Here is a 24,251-nt window from a genome sequence, read left to right as displayed (position 1 = left end):
CACGTGCAGCATGGCGTTCTCGCTACTGTCGCAAGGCCAGTAGAAGCGCACCCGGGCGCGAGGAGCTGTCCCGGTATGCCTGTCGCGCCCGGGTGCGCTCCTACGGGTGAGGCCGACGCGTGCAGCTTGGCGTTCTCCCTGATGTCGCAATGCCGGTAGGAGCGCACCTGGGCGCGAGAAGCGGATCAGACCGCAAGTGCCTGAGCGCGGTCAGGACTGCCGCAACTCCAGCGCCGCCATCACGATGGGCTTGGCCCAATCGGGAACCTGCGCCAGTTCTTCGGGCGTTTGCGGGTGCTGCAGGCCGTTGCGGTCCAGTTCCAGCACCAGCAGCGGCGCGACCTGCCCGGTCGCGTCGGCAGGCGCGCTGTTGTCGTAGACATGCAGCACCGACAGGTGCGGTAACAGCGCGATCAGGTTGGCGCGCGAGGCATCGTAACGTTCGCGGATCTTGTGCTCGGGGATGGCATGCCCGCCTGCGGCCACGCGCGCCGCCACACGTGCGATATGCAGCTCGACGCTCGACAGGCCGCAGAACCAGACCGCCACCGTGTGCGTCGCGCAGGCCTGCCACAGCAGGCGCGGGATGGTGGTCGCGCCCAGGGTGGTTTCGAACGCATAGTCGTGGCCGGCGTCCATGGCCTGACGCAGCCGCCGAACGCCTTCCTGCCAGGCTTGTGCATTGGCGTCTTCGGGTGACCAGCCCTGCTCCACCAGGTCCCGGGTGAACGCATCCGGGTTGAACCAGGTGGCTCCGGCTTCCCGCAGCAGGCTGCCCAGCAGCGAACTCTTGCCGGCGCCGTTGACGCCGGCCAGCACCAGAATGTTCCCCACGATTTAGAGCGACGGCCCCAGCGCGATCTTGCTGCCCCGGCGTGCCGGCTTGCCGATCACCTGGGCCAGGCCTGCGCCATCGGTCACCGCCGCAAGATGTGCATCGAACCTGGCCTGCAGTGCCTGCAGCGACTGCGCACGCGTCGAGGCGGCCGTCGCTGCACTCGCCTGGCTGACCAGCCGGCGGTATTCCTCCGCGTCCACCACCACCGCCTCGGGGTGATTGTGGTTGGTGATGACCACTGCGCCATGCGAGCGCACCTTGCGCATCAGGCTGGGCCAGCCCTTCACCTTGATGTCGGCGGCGGGGGATTTTTCGAGCTCGGGCAGATCCTGGAGGCGAGACATGGGACGGTCCTGCGCGCTGTGGTGGCTTCAGCCTACTCCCAACGTCCCGTTTTGGGAAATTTGGCTACTTTGGCCCAACCTCCTGCCAGGCGGGATCTCCAGCAAAACGAAACGGGGCCCGCAGGCCCCGTCGTCTGACACCATCGATGCGCGACAGGCTCAGCCGCGCAACTTGGCCAGCAGCTCGCGTGTCACCGGGTCGGCCACGTCGGCCGACTCGCCCTTCAGCGCCGGCAGCAACTGGCTGGCCAGCTGCTTGCCCAGCTCCACGCCGAACTGGTCAAACGCATTGATGCCCCACATCACCGACTGCACGTAGACGCTGTGCTCGTACATCGAGATCAGCGCACCCAGCGCCTGCGGGGTCAGCGCATCGAGCAGGATCACCGTGCTCGGGCGGCCGCCCGGATAGCTGCGGTGCGGATCGCTGCTGTCCTGGCCGTTGGCCAGCGCTTCGGTCTGCGCCAGCACGTTGGCCATCAGCGCGACGTGGTTCTCCGCATACGGATCGTCGTTGTGCACGGTGCCGATAAAATCGGCCGGCACCACGCTGGTGCCCTGGTGCAGCGCCTGGAAGAAGCTGTGCTGTACATCGGTGCCCGCACCGCCCCACCACACCGACACGGTGTCGCTGTCCACTGCAGAACCGTCGAGCTTGACCCGCTTGCCCAGGCTTTCCATCACCAGTTGCTGCAGGTAGGCCGGCAGCAGGGCCAGGCGCTGGTCATAGGTCATCACCGCATGCGTGGCGCTGCCGAGCAGGTTGCGGTTCCACACCGCGGTCAGGCCGTGCAGCACGGCGACGTTTTCTTCCAATGGCGTGTCGAGCACATGCGCGTCGAACTGCGCAGCACCTTCCAGCAATTGTTCGAAACGTTCGAAGCCAATCGCCAGCGCGATCGGGAAACCCACCGCCGACCACAACGAATAACGCCCACCGACCCAGTCCCACATCGGCAGCACGCGGCTCGGTGCGATGTCGAAGGCCTTGGCAGCGCGCTCGGGATTGGCACTCACCGCATACAGGCGCTCGCTGCCGCCCAGCCAGGCGTGCAGGATGCTGCCGTTGAGCAGCGTTTCCTGGGTGCCGAAGGTCTTGGAAATCAGGATGCCGGCGGTGTGGGCCGGGTCCAGCGTGGCCAGCGTGCGCTGCATCGCCGCGCCATCGACGTTGGAGACGAAATGCACGCGGAAACGCGCACCCGACGGCGCCCGCAAGGCATCGGCCACCAGCCGCGGCCCCAGGTCCGAACCGCCGATGCCGACGCTGACGATATCGGTGACGTCGGTGGCTTCCAGCTGCTGGATCAGCGCGCCCATGCGTTGGCGGACTTCCGCGGCGGTGGCATACGCTTCGGAGGCCACCGGCGCATCGGTCAGGTCGCCGCGCAATGCGGTGTGCAACGCAGCGCGCTGTTCGGTGACATTGACCTGCTCGCCGCGGAACAGGCGCTGGAACGCGCCGGCCAGGTCACGCTCGCGCGCGATGGCGAACAAGGCATCCAGCGCGGCGCGGTCGTACTTCTGCCGCGCGAAATTGAAATACAACGGACCGACCTGCCTGGCGTATTGCGTCGGCCGTTGCGGCTCGGCGGCAAGCAATGCGGGGATGGCAGCGCCGCGCAGGCGCTGGGCGTGGGCGTGAAGCGCGTCGAATCCGTTGGTATGTGTCATGCGGCCTGCGTGGGGATGCTGTGGTTGGTGTGGGTGATCGTGTTGCTGCCGTCCACGTATACCAGATTGGGCTTGAAGGTCTCGGCTTCGGCTTCGCTCATGCTGGCGAAGGCGGCCACGATGATCAGGTCGCCGACCTGCACGTGACGCGCGGCGCCGCCGTTGAGCGAAATGATGCCGCTGCCTTCGTCGGCACGGATGGCATAGGTGCTGAAGCGCGCACCGTTGGTGACGTCCCAGATATGCACCTGTTCGAACTCACGGATGCCGGTGGCTTCCAGCAGCAGGCCGTCGATGGCGATCGAGCCTTCGTAATTGAGCTCGGAGTGGGTGACGGTGGCGCGGTGAATCTTGGCTTTCAGCAGGGACAGGTGCATGACGGGCAACGGCAAAGGAAAGCCGGCATTTTAGCGGAAAGCGCCGATGTCCACCGGCCTGCCGCGCAACCGGTGGTGAGGGCTTCAGGCCGGCACCGGACAAACGCGCCTGTGCGCAGGATCGCAGGCGTCGCCGGTCGCGGCCTGACGCAGCGCCTGCAGCGGCATCAGACCGCTCAGAATTCCAGGTTGTCGATCAGCCGCGTGCTGCCCAGACGGGCGGCGATCAGGGCCACGCGCGCGCCGGCATGGCTGTCGCCCGGTTCGCTCAGGTCGGGCAGCCGCACCACCGCGTAATCGACGCGGAAACCGGCCTGCTCCAGCGCCTGGGTGGCGGCGTCCTCGACCTGCGCACGCGGCGTACCGGCGGCGTAGCTGTCGCGCATCTGCAGCAGCACCTTGCGGATCTGGGTCGAGCGCGGGCGCTCGTCGGCGGTCAGATACTGGTTGCGCGAGCTCATCGCCAGGCCGTCGGCCTCGCGCACGATGCTGCCGCCCAGGATCTCGATCGGAAACGCCAGGTCGGCCACCATCTGGCGGATCACCGCCAGCTGCTGATAGTCCTTCTTGCCGAAAGCGGCAACGTCCGGCTGCACCTGGTTGAACAGCCGCGCCACCACCGTGCACACGCCGTCGAAATGCCCCGGCCGGCACACCCCTTCCAGCACGTCGCTGACGCCCGGCGCGTGGATCGGCGTGGCCAGTGCGGTGCCGAGTGGATACATAGTGTCCACGTCGGGCAGCCACAGCGCATCGCAACCGGCGTCTTCCAGGCCGCGCAGGTCGGCCTCGGGCGTGCGCGGGTAACGTGCGAAGTCTTCGTTGGGGCCGAACTGGGTCGGGTTGACGAACACGCTCGACACCACGCGGTCGGCGTACTGGCGCGCCAGCATCACCAGCGAATAGTGGCCGGCATGCAGGTTGCCCATGGTCGGCACCAGCGCCACGCGCAGGCCCTCGCGCTTCCAGCCGGTGACCAGTGCGCGCAGGGTGGAAAGATCGGTCAGGGTCTGGATCATGCGGCGTACGCGTGCGCTGCGTCGGGGAAGCTGCCGTCGCGCACGGCCTGCGCGTAAGCGCGCACCGCGCCCGCCACCGAGCCGCCTTCGGCGAGGAAATCCTTGACGAACTTGGGCCGGCGGTGGCCGCTGTCCAGGCCCAGCATGTCGTGCATCACCAGCACCTGGCCATCGCAGCCGGGGCCGGCGCCGATGCCGATGGTGGGCACGCCGAGCGCGGCGCTGATCTGGGTGGCGATCGGCGTCGGCACGCATTCCAGCACGACCAGGCTGGCACCGGCATCGACCACGGCCTGCGCGTCGCGGCGCAACTGTTCGCCGGCTTCGCCGCGCCCCTGCACCGTGTAACCGCCGAAACGCAGCACCGATTGCGGGGTCAGCCCCAGATGCGAGCAGACCGGGATCTCGCGCTCGACCAGATAGCGGATCACCTCGAGCTTGTGCCCGGCGCCCTCGATCTTGACCATCTCCGCGCCAGCCTGCAGCAGTTGGGTGGCAGCGTCCAGTGCGCGCTCGGGCGTGGCATCGGCCTGGAACGACAGATCGGCCACCAGCAACGCCCGCTCCAGCACCCTGGCCACTGCGGCGGTGTGGTAGACCATGTCGGCGGTGGTCACCGGCAAGGTGGAATCGTGCCCCTGCACCACCATGCCCAGCGAATCGCCAACCAGGATCAGGTCCACGCCGTTGGCATCGAAGGTCCGCGCAAAGCCGGCGTCGTAGGCGGTCAACATGACCAGTTTTCGACCCTCGCGCTTGGCCTGCGCCAAGGCGGGCACGGTCCAGGGCTTGCTGTCGGTATGGCTGCTCATGAAGTCATTACGTGGGGTGATAAGCCGCTCATTATCTACCCAATCGGCTCCAGCCCGCAGACATCGATGGCCTGCAGTGCGTGTCGCACTGTTCCATGGCCCGGAATGATCGCCTCCGGAGCGAGCTCGGACAGCGGCAGCAGCGCAAAGGCGCGCGCCTGCAGATGCGGGTGCGGGACCTGCAGGCGTGGCAGGTCGATCACCTGATCGGCGTACAACAGCAGATCCAGGTCCAGCGTGCGCGGGCCCCAGCGCTCGCCGTCGATACGCTGCCGACCGAAGGCCTGCTCGATGCCGAGCAAGGCCTCCAGCAGTTGCAATGGCGCCAGCGCAGTACGCAGCTGCGCCACCGCATTGATGAAATCGGGCTGGTCTTCGCGGCCCCAGGCCGGCGTGCGATACAGGCGCGAGGCGGCAATCAGGGTGGATTGCGGCAGCTCACCCAGTGCGGCGATGGCCGCGCGCACGCTGGCCTCGGCCGGGCCCAGGTTGGCGCCCAGGCCGACGAAGGCGGTGTGCACGCCCTACTCGCCTGCAGGCGCGCCGGTGCGACGGCGGCGGCGGCGGCGCTTGCGCGGTGCACCTTCCTCGCCTTCGTGATCGGCCTGCGCAGTTTCGATCGCATCGACCAGTTCCTGGCCGGAGGACTTCTGCGCCTCACGCCAGAACTCCACATCGGCGGCGTGATCGGCCGAGGCGAACTGGCGCAACACCAGGAAATCGAACGCGGCGCGGAAACGCGGGTGCGACAAGGTGCGGAACACGCGCTTGCGCTGACGCGAGGAGAAGCGCGTCTGCAGCAGCCAGATTTCCTGCATCGGCAGCGAGAAACGGCGCGGCAGCGCCACGCGCTCGAGCTGATGCAGGGTGACCCGGTCGGCGGCGCGACGCTGCGCGTCTTCCGGCTGCACGCCCTGCGCCTGCAGACCCATCAAGGTGCGGCAGAACGCCGGCCAGAGCAGCAGGGCGAACAGGAACGCCGGCGACACCGGCTCGTCGTTGGCCACGCGCGCATCGGTATTGCGCAGGCCTTCCAGCACCATGGCGCGCAATGCGCCACTGCGGTTGGAGCGCAATGCGGCCGCACTCTCCGGGAACAGCGCACCGAGCAGGCCGTAACGCTCCAGCCCCTCGAAACTGGCCACACCGTGTCCGGACAGGAACAGCTTGAGAATTTCTTCGAACAAGCGCGCCGGCGCGGCCTCGGACAACAGACCGGCCAGGCGCGGGATGGGTTCTGCGGTGCCGGCTTCGATATCGAAGTTCAGCTTGGCCGCCAGACGCACCGCGCGCAGCATGCGCACCGGATCTTCCTGGTAGCGCAGCTCAGGGGCGCCGATCAGCTTCATCAGGCGTGCCTGCACGTCCTCGAAGCCGCCGCAGTAGTCGCGTACCGAGAAATCCTCGATCGCGTAGTACAGCGCGTTGCAGGTGAAGTCGCGACGGATCGCATCGTCTTCGATGGTGCCATAGACGTTGTCGCGCACCAGCCGGCCGTTATCCAGTTCGCGGTCGCCGCTGCCATCGTCGATGTTGGCGCGGAACGTGGCCACTTCGATGATCTCGCGGCCGAACACCACGTGCGCCAGGCGAAAGCGGCGGCCGATCAGGCGACAGTTGCGGAACAGCGCCTTGACTTCTTCCGGCGTGGCGCTGGTGGCCACGTCGAAATCCTTGGGATGGCCGCCGACCAGCAGGTCGCGGACGGCGCCGCCGACCAGGTAGGCACCAAAGCCCGACTCGCGCAGGCGGTACAGCACGCGCAGCGCGTTGGGGCTGATGTCCTTGCGCGAGATGGTGTGCTGATCGCGTGGGATGACGCGCAGCGTGAACGGAGATGTAACTGAGGGTTCGATGATGGCGCTTCCGTCTTGTGTTGCAGGATTGCCCAACGGGTTTTAGCGCACTATACTAGCGCGCTGCACAAGACGCACCAAACGCTCCCTTCGTCTAATGGTTAGGACGTGGCCCTCTCAAGGCTAAAACAGGGGTTCGAGTCCCCTAGGGAGCACCACCGTCGTCTGACTGCAGAACACGCCAAGACCCCGCATTGCGGGGTTTTTGCGTTATTGGCATGGGTGGTTGCCGCTGGTCGGATGGACGCGCCTCGATCTCGCATCGGTCAGACAAGCGCAGCTCCCATGGCAATGCCATCGAGCCAATGCGCTGAGATGCGCCGACTGGCTGAGGCCGGTTACGGCGCCGGGCGCAGCGGGTTGCGCCTTGCCGTCGATCGCGCACTTCAGTCTGCGGCTGCACGTCGTGCACCCTGGCGGCGGCGCATGGGCGTGGCTCTTGCCGATCACCCCACTACAAAAATCATGTACGGCCCGATCAACACATAGGCCTGCGCGACGGCGCGTCCGCATCGCCGCAGCGTGCGATCGACCTCGCACTTGCACGCAGCAACGGCAGATCGACGTGGATGTTTGCACTGCATGGCAACTCCTCACTCGGCGAAGGAAGGAAACGCATCGGCATCGGCACCACTGTCGGTTTCGGCGGTGGCGTCATGGGCATGCAGACTTTCCAGGTGGCGCACCGCCACATGGAAGACGGCATGGCGCTCGGCCAGAACCTTGCGCAACCGCCGCGCGGCATCTTCGACATACATCAGGTTGGCGCCATTCAAGCGGGCAAACGCCTGCTCGTCGATGCGCCGTACCGCCGCCTGCACCGGCGTCGCCAGTGCCTGTTCGCACAGGCCGACCAGCTCGCGGATGTCCAAGCGCTGCGCGCATGCGCTCAGCTCCACGCGCACCTGCGCCACGCTGCGCTGGCTATGCGGCGTGGCGTACGAACCGTTGTGTTGCAGCCATTGCGCAACCTCTGCGAGCGGTAACGCATCGCGCCCTTGGTGCTGCTGCAAAAACGCATCGCTCAGCAACTGGCGCGACAAGGCCGCCGAACAGGGACAGGTGGAGGCATACAGCACATCGACCTGCAACTGGATCTCGGTGTGGCCTGCCCTGGATTGCGCATCGATGCGCATCGGATAGGCGCGCCAACCGCTCAGCCCTTCGCTGCGCAGCGCCGGCATCCGCAGCATCAACTCGAAGTTCAGCGCCAGCCGCCCCGCACGGCTGCCGCAATCGGCATGACTGTCGATCAGCGCCTGCAGCAACTGCGACACCATCGCCGGCGACACCGGCTGCTCCAGATGCCGATCCAGCAGGCGGTACAAGCGCGACATGTGGATGCCCTTGAGTTCCGGGCGCGGCAGATCCACCTGCACACTGGCACGCGCGGCCACGCTGCCGCCGGGCCCGGCATCGGCCAGGCGCAGCGGCACGGCGATGTCCTGCATGCCGACCCAGCGCAGCGGCGCGCTCAGCGGGGAAGGTTCGGTAACGGCAACATCGGGAAGCGTGGTGGACATCGAAAGCTCGTAGAAGGAGATGAGGGCAATCGCGCCTCAGGCGCGACCGGGAAACATCTGGAAGTAATCGTCGATACCGGCATGCAGCGTTTGCGCCAGTTCGTCCTGATGCGTATCGCCGCACAGCCGCCGGCAGTCGTCGCGATTGCTCATGAAGCCGGTTTCCACCAGCAGCGACGGAATGTCCGGCGACTTCAACACGGCAAAGCCGGCCTGCCCGACCTGCTCCTGATGCAGCTGCGTCACCTGCTGCAGCCGCCCGAGCATCAACTTGCCGAACGCCACGCTGCTGGCGATGGTGCCGCTCAGCGACAGGTCGGCCAGCACCTGCGACAACACCGGATTGCTGGGCACCCGCAGACGGCGCGCACTGTCGCCCATGTCGTCGGCGGCGTTTTCGCTGTCGGCGATCCAGCGCGCCAATGCAGAGCTGGCGCCGTTCTGCGACAAGGCAAACACCGATGCGCCGCGCGCCTGGCTGCTGGGCGCAGCATCGGCATGGATGGATACGAACAGATCGGCATTGCGGCGATGGGCGATCAACACCCGCTCGTGCAACGCCACGAAACGATCGTCGCTGCGGATCATGGTCGGCCGGTAACGCGGATCGGCCGCCAGGCGCTGGTGCAGCCGCCCCGCGACCGCCATGGCCACATGCTTCTCGTAGCGCGCATCGGCACTGACCGCGCCGGGATCCTTGCCGCCGTGACCGGCGTCGATGGCGACCACGTAGGGATGCAGGCGGGAGCGCGTGGGCGCAGCCGCCGCAACGGCCGGCTCGGTCGGATCGGCCGCGGACAACGACGCAGTGCCGGACACAGCAGCAAGATCGACCACCAGTGCACCATCCTCCCAGCGCGCCGTGGCTGTCAGCGGCTGCGCCAGATCGAGCACCACGCGCAGCCCATCGCCGTGCGGGCCGCTACGGATGGCGACGACCGCGAGATCGTCAGGCAAAGGATCGATCTGCGGTGGTTGCGTCGAAACGCCCGGCAGGTCGATGACCAAGCGCGCTGGATTGGACAGGCTGAAGCTGCGGTAGGCGACCTGCGTACTCAATGCGAGCCGAAGTCGCAGTCCCGCGCCCTGACGCTGCAGATTGCAACTGCGCAGCAGCGGCTGCGGCTGCGCGTGGACCAGGTGCGGCGACAGCACCAAGGCGGCACCGACGGCGTGCAACACCTGCCGCCGCCTCATCGGGCCAACCCCGCTGGATCGACGCGGCCACCGCGCCGCTTCGAGCACGGGGGGTTCGGCATGGTGACCAGGCAAACAGCACTCTGCGGTAAGGGACGCGACACGGCGTGACCAGACGAACGATGGAATTAAGTGTTATAAAGTAACACTAATCACGCAAAAGCAAGCCCGCCGCGGCTCGCCAACGCCCTCACGTTCACTCTTGCCGAAGAGCACCACGATGTCGCCCGTCATCCCAGACAGCTATACCGCCTGGCGCCACTGCATCGAAGTCGACTGCGCCCAGCCGCTGACAGCCCCCTTCATCACCCAACGACTCGCCAGCCTGCGCGACCTCGGCGACCACCACACCCAGCAGTTCTCGCGTCGTTGGGGCGAATCTCATCACCGGCGAGTGATTGGATGGTTTGAACGTGCCGGTGGCGAACTCGAGCCGAGCCGCTAAATAGCGCGCGCGCTCCAGCCCTGCACATCACGCCTGACCGGATAGGTCCAGGTAACAGCGGATGCGGTTGACTGTTCCTCGCTGATCGGCGAACGGTATGCCGCAGCGATTTTCTGCGACAAACAATCAACAAAATCTGCCATTCAACACGTAACGTATAAGCGCCTGAATCGCAGGCGGAGTTGCCCCATGCAGGGGGAAGGCAAAATCATGAAGAACGCAAAAACCTGGCCTATGGCTTTTTGTTTAATCGTCGGACTCTTCGCGTCCAGCGCAGCGATGGCTGACTGCTGCCCCAGTGGCGGCATCGGCGCGCCCGCCGTCGGGCTTGGCGATAGCAATCCCAAGGCAGCCAACCTCGCTATGGACTCCTCGCTTGCCATCTACGAGTTCCATCGTGATGGCGTGACATATTTGCAAATCAACGATGTCACTGGCGTGGTCCACGCTGTCGTCGCCCGGGTGGATGACGCTCTATGGACACTACCAATGGGCAAGGATGTAGATCGCGTTGTATTGCCCAAGAAAAATAAAATCTCCTCAGCTCCGAGCGTGAGCGAGCTGACTGCAAACGATATAGCCCAGCGCAGTCAAGCCCAGCTTGTCTATAAGACAAGAAACTTCACAGTGCTCACACGGCGCGGAGCAACTGGCGATCAGTGGATCGTGTCCCCCTGACCAGCACGGGATTGGCTTCAGCGACCAGGAATGTCAGAACCAATGCATGGCGGCGATGAAACATGCCGCCATGCGCTTTCAATCTTGCTTTCAGTTCTGCCTCTACGTCATTCGAGTCGCGCCGTACTGTGTCAACCGATGAGGAATCAGCAATAACACGTACTGCAACACCACGGGTCTCCCTCGCTATCCATGCACGCACCTGGATGAAATGCCTACCAGCCGGAGGCAGAATCTCGACGCAATTGAGCACACTGCGATAGGCGCTCAACTGTAGCTCCAAAGACAGACTCCTACAGTCGCCACGAAACACACACTGGAACTTGGAAGCGCAGAAGCGCTCAAGCGCCGGCGAACATAGCGCTTGATACAACCCATGCGTCTCTATTTCCAACGGATACAATGCAGCCACATATTGCTGCAACAGCTGCGATTCGATAACACCCACTCGTGTCATCTCCATCGCAACCGAATGCTGCCCTTTTGCTCTCAAATCGGCCACCACATCTTTGCGCATCCGATTGATCTGCACATTGATGTCGGAGTATTCAAGCACGCGATTGCGTAACAGGCGCTCGGCGCTGGCGTAACTTGCGCGACCAAAGGTATAAATATCATCCTTCGACTGATTCGATATACCGCCGCGGACAGGCTCACGCAGACGGGCGTTGAAGACAAACAGAATCGTCGTCACAAACGCATAAAGCAGTTGGATATGGAAAACAGCCTGATCAAAGAACCCGAGCTGATACACCTTAGGCATCGAGAACTCAAGCGCAAAGCTTGCCAACAGCGCCCCTAAGGCATTCCCTCTCCACCCATGCCTGAAAGTCAGTACCACCATCGGTACGAGCATCGCGACCATCAAAACGTTTCGAATCGATGGATCATTCAGGACACTAAGGGTGAAGAAGAAGCTGAGGACAACAACCACAGCGACGCCAACATCCCGCGGAAAACTGGAACGCACAGGGCTCTCATTCCAATTGGCCCACAACATTACCGGCAACAACAGGGTGAGCACGCCGAGATAGCTGCCCGCCCCATATCGCAACAGCAGGTCGATTACAGGGTAGATCGGCGGCCCACCGAGCAGCCCATTCAATAACAGGCTGCATAACGCATTCCAAAGCGCTAGCGCGAGAGCCGCGGGGACAAGCCACTGCTCCCGCTTGACGATGTAAGGAGCGCGGTAACGCAGTAGTCCAATCGCACAGGCAATCAAGGGCGCGTGCAACAGGGGGCTCAAATACGACCAGAGCGGGCTGAACCCCTGAAGCTCGCCCAAAGGAATCCGCAGGAACAACATCGCTGCGGCGTCCCCCGCCAACAGAAACGGCCACTCCCGATAAGGTCGATAGAGCAAGGTAACAACCCGCAAGCCAACTGGCAGGTACCACTGATCAAGGGAAAAACGCCAAAGCATCAGAAACACCAGGCAGTAGCACACGCTGATCAGCATGCCCCTGACAAGCTCTTTAGCTACTGCCATACCACCACTCCTTGGTTCCACGATTCGCCCTAGTCTGGAGGGAAACTGCCTGGTGGAGTATAGCGGTGGCGCACAATTTGCAAAAAGAGCCGGTGCCCTTTCAGTCGGTTATCGCCGTTGAAGACGCGCATTGCACTTTGCTGGTGCATTGGGCCACGCGGGAATCAGGCCGCCTGACACAGCACAGGTCAGAGCTGCCGGCAGTCACGAGACGACGCACGCACCCAATCCAGCCCGACGATGACAGCCAGCGCGATTGAGGCGCCCGCAGGTATGCGAGACATCGGCAAGATCCCGGCGAGACCGTCAACGAACAAGGCCGCGCAGTGCGCGGCCTTGTTCGTCTTCCATGCCGCTATCAGCATAACGGGGGAGATCAGCCCTCCATCTGCTCCAGCTCCTTGCCCTTGGTCTCGTAGACGTACTTGAGCACGAAGAACACCGAGATGAAGGCGGCGACGGTGTAGATGCCGTATGCGCCGGCCAGGCCGATGCTGCCGAGCAGGATCGGGAAGCTGACGGTGATGGCGAAGTTGGAGGTCCACTGCGCGGCGCCGGCAATGGCCAGGCCCGAGCCGCGGATCTGGTTCGGGAACATCTCGCCCAGCATCACCCACATCACCGGGCCCCACGAGGCATTGAAGAACACCACGTAGACGTTGGCGGCCACCAGCGCGAGCATGCCCATGGCATCGGACATGGCGAGCTTGCCGTTGGGGTCCAGCGAGGCGGTGGCAAAGGCATAGGTCACCAGGGCCAGCGAGACCGCCATGCCGGCCGAGCCGATCCACAGCAACGGTTTGCGGCCGATCTTGTCCACCAGCATCACCGTGACCAGGCAGGCGCCGATGCTCAGGCCGCCGGAGAGCACATTGATCAGCAGCGCGTCCTGCTCGGAGAAGCCCACCGCCTGCCACAGCACGGCGCCGTAATAGAACACCACGTTGATGCCGACCAGTTGCTGGAACACCGCCAGGCCCACGCCGATCCAGACGATCGGGCGGATCTTGCCGGTGGCCTTGTTGATGAGGTCGGAGAACTTGGGCTTGTGCTGGTCGGCCGACATCGAGGCCGAGATCTCGGCCAGCTTGGTCTGCGCGGCGGCGTTGCCGTACAGCCGCTTCAGCACCACCAGCGCCTGCTCGCGGCGGCCCTTGACCACCAGGTAGCGCGGGCTTTCCGGGATGACCAGCAACAGCAACAGGAACAGCAGCGAGGGAACCGCCTGCATCCAGAACATCCAGCGCCAGGCGGCCTGCCCGGCCCATAGCGGCTCGGTGGAGGCACCGGCGGCGTTGGCCAGCAGGTAGTTGCTCAGGAATGCGCAAAACAGCCCGCTGATGATGGCGATCTGCTGCATCGTGGCGAGCCGGCCGCGATAGCGCGCGGAGGCGACCTCGGCGATGTAGGCCGGCGAGATGACGCTGGCGGCGCCCACCGCAAAGCCGCCCATCACGCGAGCGAAGATGAAGAAGCCGGAACTGTGCGAGGCACCGGCGCCAATGGCCGAGAGCAGGAACAGTGCCGCCGAAATGATCAGGACCGCGCGGCGGCCCCAGCGGTCGGCCAGACGGCCGGCAAAGAAGGCGCCGATGGCGCAGCCCAGCAGCATCGAGGCGACTTCGAACCCGGTCTCGGCGGCACTGGAATTGAAGGTCTGCTTCAGGCCGTCGACAGTGCCGTTGATCACACCGCTATCGAAACCGAACAAAAAACCGCCGATCGTGGCTACGCAACTGATCAGGACGATAAAACGGGTGTTCTCACCGGCATCGGGGGCGCCGTTTACGGAGACACTGGACATGGATTCACCTGGAAGCATGCAAGGGAGCGGCCACGGGGGCGGCCGACATCGGCCGGCGACGCGCAGTGCGCCGCCGGCCACGGGACATCAACGCGTCAGATACTGGTTGATCAGGTTCTCGTAGGCTTCCTGACGGCCACTGAGCTGCTTGGGTTCGTTGCCGGCGGCGTACTTGGCCAGATCCACCAGCGTGCTGCTGCCGTTGGCGAAATCCGCGCCTGCACCGCTGTCGAAGCTGGCGTAGCGCTCGGCGCGCCACTGCTCCAGCGGCGAGGAGGTCAGCAGCGCATTGGCCACTTCCAGCCCGCGTGCGAACGCGTCCATGCCGCCGATATGCGCCAGGAACAGATCCTGCGGGTCGGACGACTCGCGGCGCACCTTGGCATCGAAGTTCAGCCCGCCCGGTGCCAGCCCGCCCTGACGCAGCACCACCAGCATCGCGCCGACGGTGTCGTACAGGTCGGTCGGAAACTGGTCGGTATCCCAGCCGTTCTGCGGGTTGCCGCGGTTGGCATCGATGCTGCCGAGCAGGCCGGCGTCGGATGCCACCTGCAGGTCATGCTCGAAGCTGTGGCCCGACAAGGTGGCGTGGTTGGCTTCGATATTGAGCTTGAAGTCCTGGTCCAGGCCGTGCTGACGCAGGAAGCCGATCACCGTGGCGCTGTCGAAGTCGTACTGGTGCTTCATCGGCTCCATCGGCTTGGGCTCGATCAGGAAGTTGCCAGTGAAGCCGATCGCGCGGCCGTAGTCGCGTGCCAGGGTCAAGAAGCGCGCCATGTTGTCCTGCTCGCGCTTCATCTGGGTGTTGTGCAGGCAGGCATAGCCTTCGCGGCCGCCCCAGAACACGTAGTTCTCGCCGCCCAGCTCGACGGTGGCATCGATGGCGGCCTTGACCTGCACCGCCGCACGCGCCACCACGTTGAAGTCCGGGTTGGTCGACGCACCATTCATGTAACGCGGGTGCGAGAACAGGTTGGCGGTGCCCCACAACAGCTTGATGCCGGTATCGGCCTGGCGCTGCTTGGCGATGCCGACCATGTGCTTGAGGTTGCTCTGGTACTCGCCGATGTCGTCGGCATCGGGCGACAGGTCGATGTCGTGGAAGCAGTAGTACGGCACGCCGAGCTTGGTGAAGAATTCGAACGCGGCATCGGCCTTGGCTTCGGCGCGATTCAACGCGGTGTTGCCGATATCCCACGGGTACGCGCGCGTGCCCGGGCCGAACGGATCGGCGCCGTTGCCGCAGAAGCTGTGCCAGTAGGCCACGGCAAAGCGCAGATGCTCGGCCATGGTCTTGTCGCCGACCTGCTTGTTGGCGTCGTAGACCTTGAACGCCAGCGGGTTGTCCGAGTCGCGGCCTTCGAAGCCGATCTTGCCGATACCGGGGAAATATTCCTTGGCGCCGATGTAGACGGTGTTGCTCATGGGGTGGAATGTCCTTGCTGCTGGGGGAGTTGTAGAAAGCGTGTCGATCAGCCGGCGTAGAGCGGGCTGACCACATGCAGGTGCTTGAGGAAGTGCTGGTAGTGCTGCTGATACTGGGCCACGCGCTGCGGATCCGGGCGCGCCGACAGGCTGTCGTCGACCTGCAGATGCTCCAGCACCACATCCGACAACGCGTGCGTACCGCCGTCATCGCGATCGCAGGCCCACAAGGCCTGCAACGCGGCACCGAAGGCAGCGCCTTCGGGCTGGGTCGGCACCACGACCTGCAGGTTGAAGATATCGGCCACCATCTGCCGCCATTGCGCGCTCTTGCTGCCGCCGCCGGTGAGCAGGATGGTGTCGAACTGCAGACCCGCCGCAACGAACGCATCGAAGCCGTTGCGCAGGCTATAGGTCGCCCCTTCCATCGCGGCGCGGTAGAAGTGCGCCGGGGTGGTGTTGTGCAGGTCCATGCCGAACAGGCAGCCGCGGGCGGCCGGCAAGTCCGGGGTGCGCTCGCCGTTGAAGAACGGCAGCAGCACCAGCCCATCGGCGCCCGGCGTGGTACTCGCGATCAAGGCGTCGGTCTGCTCGCGGGTGATCGAGAACATGCGCATCACCGCCTCGGTGGCGACGGTGCAGTTCATGGTGCAGATCAGCGGCAGCCAGCCGCCGCTGGACGAGCAGAACGCGGCCCAGCGTGCCTCGTCGTCCACTACCGGGTGATCGGCGTAGGCGAACAAGGTGCCCGAGGTACCCAGGCTCATGGTCAGGCGCCCCGGCACCACGTTGCCGGTGCCGATGGCGGCCATCATGTTGTCGCCGCCGCCGGTGGTGACACGCACGCCGGCCGGCAGATTCAAGGCATCGGCGGCTGCGTCGGACAAGGCATAGACCGCGCCGGTCTCCACCAGCGGCGGCAGTGCCTCGCGCAGGTCGCGCTGCGCGTCCACCGCGCCGAGCATGCGCTCGGACCACTGCCGCGTGCGCACGTCCAGCCAGCCGGTGCCGGAGGCATCGCCGACTTCGGCAAAGCGCTCGCCGGTGAGCCAGAAGTTCACGTAGTCGTGCGGCAGCATCACCGTGGTCATCGCCGCATACGCCTCGGGGCGATGCTTGCGCGTCCACGGCAGCTTGGAGGCGGTGTAGCCGGCCATGATCGGGTTGCCGGCGGTGGCCACACTGCCTGCGGCGCCGCCCACCGCATCCATGATTTCCTCGCATTCCAGTGCGGTGCTGGTATCGCACCACAGCTTCACCGGTGCGGTGACGCTGCCATCGGCGGCCACCGGCACGAAACCGTGCTGCTGGCCGGAGACCGAGATGCCACGCACCTGCGCACGCTGCTCGCCATCGAGCTGCGCGAAGCAATGCACGATGCCGTCGATCCACCACTGCGCCTGTTGCTCGCGGGTGCCGTCGTCGCGGCTGATCAGTTCCATCGGCGCGGCGATCGTGGCGACCACGGCGCGCTCCTGCGGATCGTAGGCCACCAGCTTGACGCTCTGCGTGCCCACATCCAGTCCTACGTACAAGCTCATTGCGTCACCAATCGGTTGTTGTTGAGGCCCACCTGCTGGGTGCGGCCAGCACCCAGTTCCAGGTCCAGGGTCTGCCCTGCGTAAGACAGTTGATAGCGCCCGCCCCGCTCGCTGTGCACGCGTGCCTGCTGCAGGCGGCCGCCCTCCCAGTGCAGGTCCACGCTGGCACCGCCGCGCACGCGCAAGCCACGCACACTGCCGCGCGGCCATGCCTTGGGCAAGGCAGGCAGCAGGAACACGCTGCCGCCCCAGCTTTGCAGCAGCATTTCGGTGATGCCGGCGGTGCCGCCGAAGTTGCCGTCGATCTGGAACGGCGGATGCGCGTCGAACAGATTCGGGTAGGTGCGCTCGGGCGAGATCAGCAGTTGCAGGATGCGGTAGGCATGCTCGCCATCGGCCAGCCGTGCCCACAGATTCAGCCGCCAGCCGATGCCCCAGCCGGTGGCGTTGTCGCCGCGCGTTTCCAGCGTGCGCTTGGCTGCGGCGGCAAGCTCGGGCGTATCGCGCAGATTGATCTGGCTCGAAGGATGCAAGGCGTACAGATGCGAGACGTGACGGTGATGGATCTCCGGCGCCTGCATGTCCCAGTCCTGTTGCCACTCCTGCAATTGCCCCGCCTTGCCGATGCGGTTGGGCGGCAATTGCTCGCGCAGCGTGCTCAGTTGTTGCGCGAAGGCGTCGTCGACCCTGAGCAGCTTGCTCATCGCGATGCATTGCGCGAACAGATCGCGCAGCAGCTGCGCATCCATGGTGGGGCCGGCACACAGCGCGGCGTTGAACGGATGCTGGTTTTCCGGCGACATCGACGGGTTGGTCACCATCGCGCCAGTCTGCGGATCGCGCACCAGCGTGGCGACGAAGAACTCCGCCGCGCCCTTGAACAAGGGGTAGATCCTGCCCAGATAGGCACGGTCGCGGCCGTAATCCCAGCGGTCCCATAGCTGTTGCAACAGCCAGACGCCACCCATCGGCCACAGGCTCCACTTGGCGCCATCGATCGGCCCGGCCTGGCGCCACAGATCGGTGTTGTTGTGCACCACCCAACCCGGTGCGTCGTACATCGCACGTGCGGTGTGCGCGCCGGTCTTGGCCAGATCGAACAACATGGATTCCAACGGTTCGACGCACTCGTGCAGCGCGTTGGCCTCGCTGGGCCAGTAGTTCATCTCGGTGTTGATGTTGATGGTGTACTTGCTTTCCCACGGCGGCTGCATCAGGTCGTTCCAGATGCCCTGCAGATTGGCCGGCTGGGTGCCGGGCCGCGAGCTGCAGATCAGCAGGTAACGGCCGAACTGGTGATACAACGCGGCCAGCGCCGGGTCGTTGCCCTGCGCAAAACGCTGCACGCGCTCGTCGGTGGGCAGTGCCGCCGCCTCGCTGGTCCCCAGATCGATCGCCACGCGCCGGAACAGCCGCTGGTGATCGGCCAGATGCGCACGCAGCAATGCGGCATAGTCCAGCTTGCCGGCCTTCTGCATGCTTGCTGCGGTCAATGCCAACGGATCGCCATCGACTGCATCAAAGCGTTGGTAGCTGGTGGCGGCGGTGAGCAGCAGCACCACTTCATCGGCGGCGTCGATGCGCAGGCGGTCACGCAGCCCGCTGAGCGTGCCGCCCTTGACCTGCGGCAGCACGCGCAAGGCAAAACGCAGCTTGCCGTCGATGCCGGCAAAGCTGCCGTTGCGGCCGCTGAACAGCAGCCCGCCCTGCTCCACCGTGACCGCGCCGGTCTGCGGGCTGTCGATGCCCACGCGCAGGGAAATCGCGCGTGGCCGATCGCAGGACAGGCGCACCACGATGCATTGCGACTGTGCCGACACGAACACTTCGCGCTTGTGCACAGCACCGCCGGAGCGGAACGTGGTGGTGGCCACGCCGGTATCCAGATCGAGCTGGCGGCGATACTCGCTGATGCCGTCGGCACGATCGAAATCCAGCAACAGATCGCCCAGCGGTTGATACGGCATCTGCTTGAGCGGACGCGAGAGCATCTTGGCGTCGGCCAGGGTTTCGGCTTCGGCATAGCGCCCGGCAAACACGAGCGCGCGCACCTGTGGCAAGGCCGCCAGCGCGTCGGGGCTGGTGGCATCGTACGGGCCACCTGCGTACAGCGTGTCCTCGTTGAGTTGCAGGCGCTCGTGGGCAATGCCGCCCCACACCATCGCGCCCAGCCGGCCGTTGCCGACCGGCAGCGCCTGCACCCACTCGTTGGCTGGTTCGCGGTACCACAGCTGCAAGGCATCGCCCGCAGCAACGGCAGGCAGCGATTGCTCGCCGGCAGCCTTGGCCGGCGCAGCAATGGCGGACGCAGCCGGCGCAGCGCCCAGCGCCGCGAGTGCGGCACCGGTTGCCTTGCAGACTTCCCTGCGGGTCAGCACGTGCACCACCGTGCTGCATGACCGGACCTGCACGCCCGAGCCTTGCGGCGATCCGGCATCTGCGCACTCACTGGCTGACAACGAGTTGCGATCATCGACGACGCGCTTTGCCGGACGCAATCTTGCGCTGCAACACGCTGACCGGATTGCCGTCGTACTGGATGCTGGCATCGGTCCTGGGCTCCAGCGCACCGGCGTCCTCGCGCGGGCCGTCGACGAAGCGCACGTTGACGGTGCGCTTGGCCTGCATGCCGGTCCAGCTGCCTTCGCGCTTGCCGATGCTCAGCTCGCCCTTGGCCTGGTTCCAGCTCAGCGGAATGCGGCTGAACTCGCCCTTCTCGTAGCCGTAGCCCTTGCCGTCGTCCTCATACAGCGAGAACTGGCCGTCGGCACCGGTGTAGACCACCACGGTGAGCGGCGCATCCGGCTTCTGATCCACGTATTCCTGCACCGGGCCGGTCGGCACGATGGAACCGGCGCGCACGAACAACGGCATGCGCTCGATCGGCGCGGCCGCTTCGATGCTCTGGCCGCCTTCGTAGCGCTTGCCGGTGGCGAAATCCAGCCAGCTGCTGCCGGCCGGCAGATAGACCTGACGCGAGGTGGCGCCGAAGCGGGTCACCGGTGCGACCAGGAAGGCCGGGCCGAACAGGTACTGGTCGTTGATGTCGCGGACCTTGGGGTCGTTCGGGAAGTCCATCATCATGCCGCGCATGATCACGCCATCGCGCTGATAGGTGTCGCCGGCCAGGCTGTAGATGTACGGCAGCAGCGCGTAACGCAGGCGGTTGTAGTACGCCATGCTGTCGTAGAACGGCGTGCCTTCCGGGGCGATGTTCCAGATCTCGCGGTACGGGAACTGGCCGTGCGAGCGGAAGATCGGCACGAATGCGCCGAACTGGAACCAGCGCGTGTTGAGTTCGCGCCATTCCGGCAGGTGTGCCGGGTCCTGGTTCTCGTAGCGCTTCTCCACCGCAAAGCCGCCGATGTCGAAGGTCCAGTTGGGCAGGCCCGACAGCGCCATGTTGACGCCACCGGAGATCTGGTCGCGCATGTCGTCCCAGCGCGAGACGATGTCGCCGCTCCACACTGCCACCGCATTGCGCTGGGTGCCGGCGTAGCCCTTGCGCGAGAGGATGAACACGCGCTTGTCGTCGGCCGCACGGTCGCCCACGTACACGCCATGGGTGTGCGGCAACGGGTAGGAGTTGAAGTATTCGGTGGACGAGCCCAGCGCGTTGGGCGTGGTGCGCGCCTTGCGCTCGCCGATGTCCAGGTTGGAATGCACATCAGGTTCGTCGGCGTCCATCCACCACGCATCGAAGCCCTTGCTGTTGAGCTTCTCGTTGACCTGGCGCCAGTAGATCGCCTGCGCCTTTTCCGAATACGGATCGTAGAACGAGTTCTTGTAGCCCTTGCCGATCCAGTCCAGCTCACCCACTTCCACGTTGCGCTTGAACATGAAACCGGCCGCGTCCAGTTCCTTGTAGTTGGCGGTGGTGGGATAGAACTTGGGCCAGATCGAAATCATGATCTGCGCATGCATGTCGTGCACGGCCTTGACCATGCCGTCCGGATCGGGGAAATGCTGCGGGTCGAAATCGTGCGAGCCCCAGGCATTCTCGGGCCAGTACGACCAGTCGAGCACGATGTTGTCCAGCGACAACTTGCGCTTGCGGTATTCGGCCACCGCGCCGACCAACTCGTCCTGGCTCTTGTAGCGCTCGCGGCTCTGCCAGAAGCCGTAGGCCCACTTGGGCAGCATCACCGACTTGCCGGTCAGCTCGCGGTAGCCGGCCACGGCCTGCTCGTAGGAATCGGCCGAGACGAAGTAGTAGTCGATCATCTGGCCGGCTTCGGACCACAGCGACAGGTCCTTCGCTTCGGCGGCCGGCAGCGGGTCGCGGTGCAGCAGCGCGATGTAGCTGGGGTCGATCAGGTCCCACTCGACCTTGACGGTGTGGCGCGTGCCCGGCTCCAGATCCAGCTTGAACTCGTGATTCCACGGATTCCAGTTCTGGCGCCAGCGATCGACGACCAGCTTGCCGTCCACGTACAGCTTGGCGTACTCGCTCGAATACAGCGAGAAGGTGTGCTCGCCACCGGTGAGCGCTTCGATCTCGCCCTCCCAGGTGACCTGCATGCGGCTGTCCTTGTCCTTGGTGATCGCCTTCTTCGGATACTTGGTCAGGTCGCTGAGGTACTGGTAGTTCACCTCGCTCTCGCGGCGTTCGACGATCTGCTTGCCGTTGATCGCATAACGCGCGGTCAGCGCACCGGCCTTGCCCTTGGCGTCATACAACTTCAGCGTCTTGGGCAGCGGCTGCAGGCCGCGCGGGTCGCCCAGGCGGCTGATCGAGTTGTTGTCCCACAGCAGGCCGTAGTTGCGGCTGGACACCAGGTACGGCACCGCCATGTCGATATTGTTCTGCTGCAACTCGATGTTGCGGCCCTTCTGGTTCATCCAGCCCTGCTGGTGCTGGCCGAAGCCGTACAGGGCTTCGTCGTCGGGCGACTGGAAGCGCTGACGTACGCTCAGGTACTGCTTGCCCTCCACTTTCAGCGGCGCAAAACTGCGCCCGCCGGCAACCTCCGACAACACCGGCTTGCCATTGGCATCGGCGAAGCTGACATGGCCATCGACGGTGGACACGGTGGCGGTGACCTTGCCGGTCTTCAGCTGCACGCTGTCGCCCTGCTCGGCCAGCTGGAAGTTGCCATCGCCCTGCACCGGGACGCGCATCAGGCTGGGGCTGCGCGCGAAGTCGCCGTCCGGGTCGGCACTGACGCGGATGATGCCGGCATCGACCACCTGCAGACGCACCGGTACGGCGCCCTTGGCGCTCGGCACCACGGTGACGCCATCGGCGGCCTTGCGCACTTCCTGCGCGTGCGCGGCATTGGCCAGCAAGGCCAGCGACAACGCCAGGCACTGCGCAAGCGGGGTACGTCGGGTAGCAGGCGCATGGCCGGCGGAACGGTTGATGGTTTGCATGTTCACTCCCTTGGAATTACGAAACGCTGCCGCGGGGGCGGCAACGCATGGGTTCATTGCGTTCGACCTGGAAGCCGGCGTGCTGCGCAGCGATCTGGCTGCGCAGCAAGTGGCCGTGCAGGTTTACTTGTAGGTGGCCAGCTTGATCTTCAGCAGCTGCGGCGCGCTGGAAAAATTGACGCCGTAATCGGTCTGGTCGCCGTTCCAGTTGCGCTCGAACTTCCAGTCGCTGCCGTCGTACACGCCTTCCTCGACGCGGTCGTAGAGCATGTTGGCGGTCGCCTCGCTGGCCGGATGCAGGGTCACGCGCACGTGGTAGCCGGTGACCAGGAACTCGTCAGGGCCGAGCTCGGCGATCAAGGCCGCACCGATCGGCTCGGGGTTGCCCGGCGGCTCGCCCTTGAACCAGAACTGCGGCACGCCGTAGGTGATGGTGGCGCCCCAACGCTCGTTGAGCTGCAGCTCCTGCACCGCCTGGCCGGGTTCTTCGGCAGTGCCGTGCAGCTTGCCTTCGGACGCGGCCTTGGCGAACGGGCGCATGCCGCGCTTGACCAGCTCGAACCCCAGCGCGAACGGGGCCAGGGTTTCCTCGTTGACGTGCTTGGCGCCCAGCGGATAGTTGGAATAACGCGTGTAGTCCATGCCGAACGCCGACCAGCCGATGCCGTCGTGGCCCAGCGCGGGGAACAGATAGCGCGCGTATTCCGGGCGGTTGCCGGTTTCGGCGACGAACAGCGCATTGTCCGGGCGGGCGTAGCGCTCCAGTACCGTGGTGTAGGTACGGTACTCGGGCATGTAGATGTCCGGCGCCAGCAGGTCGATATGCGGGCCGGCGGCCTTCCACACATCCAGCACGTTGTCGGTGGGGCCGCCGCTGGCGTACTGGCCGGGCTGGCCGGGATTGAACGGGCCACGCAGTGCGGCGTTGACGTACATCGGCAGCGGGTATTCGGCCTTGCCGGCTTCGGCCACCTGGTCGATGTAGCGACCGATCGACCAGGCATGGAAGATCTCGTCTGCATCGGCACCGAACACCTGTGCCCAGCTGCCCGGCTGCTTGTTCAAGCGCTTGAGCAGCTCTTCCGGCACCGGGCCGTCGAACAGCTTCTGCGCCATCGGCGAGAAGTCGCGCACGCTGCCGTAGGTGCCCGGCTCGTTCTCGGGCTGGATCATGATCACGGTGTGCTGCGGATCGACCTGCTTGAGGTGCTGCATGAAGGCGACAAAGGCCTTGCGGTCGGCATCCAGGGTGGCCTGCGCATGCGGCGACAGCGACCCGATCGCCTTGCCCTCGCGCGTCACCACGCGCGGAAAGCGCTGGTTGTCGGTCTTGACCCAATGCGGCGCATACGCCGGGCCGTTGTTCTTCCAGGTCGCAAACCACAGCAGCACCAGCCGCACCTTGTGCTCGCGTGCCTGCGTGAGCAGCGTATCGACGAAGGAGAAATCGAACTTGCCTTCTTCCGGCTCGACCTGCTCCCAGGCGATCGGCACCTGCACGGTATTGGGGCCCAGCACCTGCATCGCCGGCCACACCTTGTCCAGCACGCCGGGATAGTTGCTGGAGTTGTTGACCTGCGCGCCCAGAATCAGGAACGGCGCACCATCGACCATCAACGCGTGCTTGCCGTCCTTGTTGACGAACTGCGGCATCGGCGTCTGCGCAGCCGGCGCCGCTGCCGTGGCAGGCGCGGTCGCTGCGCTAGCGGCAGTCGGTGCGACTGCGGCCGGTTTGGCTTGGTCGTCCTGCTCGCCGGAGTGGCACGCCGCCAGGGCCAGCGTCAGCGCGGACAGCAGCAGCGGACGCAGGTAACGGCGTGCAGGGGAAGGAGCGATCACACGTGCAACGGGGG

The 24,251-nt window shown here is 65.3% G+C and carries 20 protein-coding genes and 1 tRNA gene; 4 read left to right on the top strand and 17 right to left on the bottom strand.

The annotated features are described in order from the left end of the window. Nucleotides 1–210: 210 nt before the first annotated feature. The 8 genes from AC06DU_RS09295 to pcnB all read right to left on the bottom strand — a co-directional run bounded on the left by AC06DU_RS09295 (nt 211) and on the right by pcnB (nt 6,956). Nucleotides 211–834, bottom strand: coding sequence for an ATPase (locus tag AC06DU_RS09295; RefSeq protein WP_478204195.1), 624 nt, complete (start codon nt 832–834; stop codon nt 211–213). A gap of 3 nt (nt 835–837) precedes the next feature. Continuing rightward, nucleotides 838–1,182, bottom strand: coding sequence for a type II toxin-antitoxin system prevent-host-death family antitoxin (locus tag AC06DU_RS09290; RefSeq protein ID WP_024939765.1), 345 nt, complete (start codon nt 1,180–1,182; stop codon nt 838–840). A gap of 159 nt (nt 1,183–1,341) precedes the next feature. Further along, nucleotides 1,342–2,856, bottom strand: a complete 1,515-nt coding sequence (gene pgi, locus AC06DU_RS09285) for a glucose-6-phosphate isomerase (RefSeq protein ID WP_065048970.1) — start codon at nt 2,854–2,856, stop codon at nt 1,342–1,344. Then, the gene (gene panD, locus AC06DU_RS09280) at nt 2,853–3,233 is read right to left on the bottom strand and encodes an aspartate 1-decarboxylase (RefSeq protein WP_024939767.1); all 381 of its coding nucleotides are present in this window, start codon (nt 3,231–3,233) and stop codon (nt 2,853–2,855) included. Before panD ends, pgi begins: the two co-directional genes overlap by 4 nt. A 176-nt stretch (nt 3,234–3,409) precedes the next feature. Further along, the gene (gene panC / locus AC06DU_RS09275) at nt 3,410–4,252 is read right to left on the bottom strand and encodes a pantoate--beta-alanine ligase (protein WP_039510409.1); all 843 of its coding nucleotides are present in this window, start codon (nt 4,250–4,252) and stop codon (nt 3,410–3,412) included. Further along, the gene (panB, locus tag AC06DU_RS09270) at nt 4,249–5,064 is read right to left on the bottom strand and encodes a 3-methyl-2-oxobutanoate hydroxymethyltransferase (protein WP_039510407.1); all 816 of its coding nucleotides are present in this window, start codon (nt 5,062–5,064) and stop codon (nt 4,249–4,251) included. Before panB ends, panC begins: the two co-directional genes overlap by 4 nt. Nucleotides 5,065–5,099: 35 nt before the next feature. Continuing rightward, nucleotides 5,100–5,585, bottom strand: a complete 486-nt coding sequence (gene folK, locus AC06DU_RS09265; RefSeq protein ID WP_047125494.1) for a 2-amino-4-hydroxy-6-hydroxymethyldihydropteridine diphosphokinase — start codon at nt 5,583–5,585, stop codon at nt 5,100–5,102. Nucleotides 5,586–5,588: 3 nt separating this feature from the next. Beyond that, entirely contained in the window at nt 5,589–6,956 is a 1,368-nt protein-coding gene (gene pcnB, locus AC06DU_RS09260; protein ID WP_104552700.1) for a polynucleotide adenylyltransferase PcnB, read from the bottom strand. Between the two features lie 47 nt (nt 6,957–7,003). Here pcnB and AC06DU_RS09255 point away from each other — a divergent pair. Continuing rightward, nucleotides 7,004–7,078, top strand: a tRNA-Glu gene (locus AC06DU_RS09255). Between the two features lie 435 nt (nt 7,079–7,513). On the opposite strand, the gene folE2 is transcribed toward AC06DU_RS09255, so the two are convergent. Together folE2 and AC06DU_RS09245 are read right to left on the bottom strand one after the other, a co-directional pair. Continuing rightward, on the bottom strand, nt 7,514–8,443 hold the full coding sequence (folE2, locus tag AC06DU_RS09250) for a GTP cyclohydrolase FolE2 (RefSeq protein WP_478204193.1): 930 nt from the start codon (nt 8,441–8,443) through the stop codon (nt 7,514–7,516). A 36-nt stretch (nt 8,444–8,479) separates the two neighbouring features. After that, nucleotides 8,480–9,640 (bottom strand): N-acetylmuramoyl-L-alanine amidase, encoded by a 1,161-nt coding sequence (locus AC06DU_RS09245; RefSeq protein ID WP_478204191.1) that lies wholly within the window; start codon nt 9,638–9,640, stop codon nt 8,480–8,482. 220 nt (nt 9,641–9,860) lie between these two features. Here AC06DU_RS09245 and AC06DU_RS09240 point away from each other — a divergent pair, with 220 nt between their 5' ends. Together AC06DU_RS09240 and AC06DU_RS09235 are read left to right on the top strand one after the other, a co-directional pair. Further along, nucleotides 9,861–10,085, top strand: coding sequence for a hypothetical protein (locus tag AC06DU_RS09240; protein ID WP_478204190.1), 225 nt, complete (start codon nt 9,861–9,863; stop codon nt 10,083–10,085). 189 nt (nt 10,086–10,274) lie between these two features. Further along, nucleotides 10,275–10,763, top strand: coding sequence for a hypothetical protein (locus tag AC06DU_RS09235; RefSeq protein ID WP_052767842.1), 489 nt, complete (start codon nt 10,275–10,277; stop codon nt 10,761–10,763). Here AC06DU_RS09235 and AC06DU_RS09230 read toward each other — a convergent pair. The 6 genes from AC06DU_RS09230 to AC06DU_RS09205 all read right to left on the bottom strand — a co-directional run bounded on the left by AC06DU_RS09230 (nt 10,717) and on the right by AC06DU_RS09205 (nt 22,398). Beyond that, complete coding sequence (locus AC06DU_RS09230; RefSeq protein ID WP_478204188.1) at nt 10,717–12,255, bottom strand: MASE1 domain-containing protein; 1,539 nt, start codon at nt 12,253–12,255, stop codon at nt 10,717–10,719. The genes AC06DU_RS09235 and AC06DU_RS09230 overlap by 47 nt on opposite strands. 376 nt (nt 12,256–12,631) lie before the next feature. Continuing rightward, nucleotides 12,632–14,059, bottom strand: a complete 1,428-nt coding sequence (locus AC06DU_RS09225) for a sugar porter family MFS transporter (protein ID WP_016904374.1) — start codon at nt 14,057–14,059, stop codon at nt 12,632–12,634. An 87-nt stretch (nt 14,060–14,146) separates the two neighbouring features. Further along, complete coding sequence (gene xylA / locus AC06DU_RS09220) at nt 14,147–15,484, bottom strand: xylose isomerase (RefSeq protein ID WP_046342382.1); 1,338 nt, start codon at nt 15,482–15,484, stop codon at nt 14,147–14,149. A 47-nt stretch (nt 15,485–15,531) separates the two neighbouring features. Continuing rightward, nucleotides 15,532–17,025: a xylulokinase gene (gene xylB, locus AC06DU_RS09215; protein WP_016903224.1), complete on the bottom strand. Its 1,494-nt coding sequence runs from the start codon at nt 17,023–17,025 to the stop codon at nt 15,532–15,534. Beyond that, nucleotides 17,022–19,403: a glycoside hydrolase family 95 protein gene (locus tag AC06DU_RS09210; protein WP_184434438.1), complete on the bottom strand. Its 2,382-nt coding sequence runs from the start codon at nt 19,401–19,403 to the stop codon at nt 17,022–17,024. Before AC06DU_RS09210 ends, xylB begins: the two co-directional genes overlap by 4 nt. Nucleotides 19,404–19,494: 91 nt before the next feature. Then, nucleotides 19,495–22,398, bottom strand: coding sequence for a TIM-barrel domain-containing protein (locus AC06DU_RS09205; RefSeq protein WP_478204186.1), 2,904 nt, complete (start codon nt 22,396–22,398; stop codon nt 19,495–19,497). Between AC06DU_RS09205 and AC06DU_RS09200 the strand changes: the two genes are divergently transcribed. Next, nucleotides 22,397–22,531 carry a hypothetical protein gene (locus AC06DU_RS09200; protein ID WP_255618376.1) on the top strand — a complete coding sequence of 45 codons (135 nt, stop codon included), beginning with the start codon at nt 22,397–22,399 and terminating at the stop codon, nt 22,529–22,531. The two genes, AC06DU_RS09205 and AC06DU_RS09200, sit on opposite strands and share 2 nt — an antisense overlap. On the opposite strand, the gene galD is transcribed toward AC06DU_RS09200, so the two are convergent. Beyond that, nucleotides 22,522–24,192: a GH35 family beta-galactosidase GalD gene (galD, locus tag AC06DU_RS09195; RefSeq protein ID WP_478204396.1), complete on the bottom strand. Its 1,671-nt coding sequence runs from the start codon at nt 24,190–24,192 to the stop codon at nt 22,522–22,524. The genes AC06DU_RS09200 and galD overlap by 10 nt on opposite strands. Nucleotides 24,193–24,251 lie beyond the last annotated feature (59 nt).

This window comes from Xanthomonas sp. NCPPB 3200 (assembly GCF_056393585.1).
The sequence above is the reverse complement of the archived record's forward strand: the minus strand, read 5'-3'. Positions and strand labels throughout refer to the sequence as shown.

Coding starts and splice junctions, on each gene's coding strand:
- AC06DU_RS09235 (WP_052767842.1), top strand. CDS start 10,275: ATGCAGGGGGAAGGCAAAATCATGAAGAACGCAAAAACCTGGCCTATG.
- AC06DU_RS09290 (WP_024939765.1), bottom strand. CDS start 1,182: ATGTCTCGCCTCCAGGATCTGCCCGAGCTCGAAAAATCCCCCGCCGCC.
- folE2 (WP_478204193.1), bottom strand. CDS start 8,443: ATGTCCACCACGCTTCCCGATGTTGCCGTTACCGAACCTTCCCCGCTG.
- panB (WP_039510407.1), bottom strand. CDS start 5,064: ATGAGCAGCCATACCGACAGCAAGCCCTGGACCGTGCCCGCCTTGGCG.
- AC06DU_RS09200 (WP_255618376.1), top strand. CDS start 22,397: ATGTTCACTCCCTTGGAATTACGAAACGCTGCCGCGGGGGCGGCAACG.
- AC06DU_RS09205 (WP_478204186.1), bottom strand. CDS start 22,398: ATGCAAACCATCAACCGTTCCGCCGGCCATGCGCCTGCTACCCGACGT.
- AC06DU_RS09230 (WP_478204188.1), bottom strand. CDS start 12,255: ATGGCAGTAGCTAAAGAGCTTGTCAGGGGCATGCTGATCAGCGTGTGC.
- panC (WP_039510409.1), bottom strand. CDS start 4,252: ATGATCCAGACCCTGACCGATCTTTCCACCCTGCGCGCACTGGTCACC.
- AC06DU_RS09240 (WP_478204190.1), top strand. CDS start 9,861: ATGTCGCCCGTCATCCCAGACAGCTATACCGCCTGGCGCCACTGCATC.
- xylA (WP_046342382.1), bottom strand. CDS start 15,484: ATGAGCAACACCGTCTACATCGGCGCCAAGGAATATTTCCCCGGTATC.
- xylB (WP_016903224.1), bottom strand. CDS start 17,025: ATGAGCTTGTACGTAGGACTGGATGTGGGCACGCAGAGCGTCAAGCTG.
- panD (WP_024939767.1), bottom strand. CDS start 3,233: ATGCACCTGTCCCTGCTGAAAGCCAAGATTCACCGCGCCACCGTCACC.
- pgi (WP_065048970.1), bottom strand. CDS start 2,856: ATGACACATACCAACGGATTCGACGCGCTTCACGCCCACGCCCAGCGC.
- AC06DU_RS09225 (WP_016904374.1), bottom strand. CDS start 14,059: ATGTCCAGTGTCTCCGTAAACGGCGCCCCCGATGCCGGTGAGAACACC.
- AC06DU_RS09245 (WP_478204191.1), bottom strand. CDS start 9,640: ATGAGGCGGCGGCAGGTGTTGCACGCCGTCGGTGCCGCCTTGGTGCTG.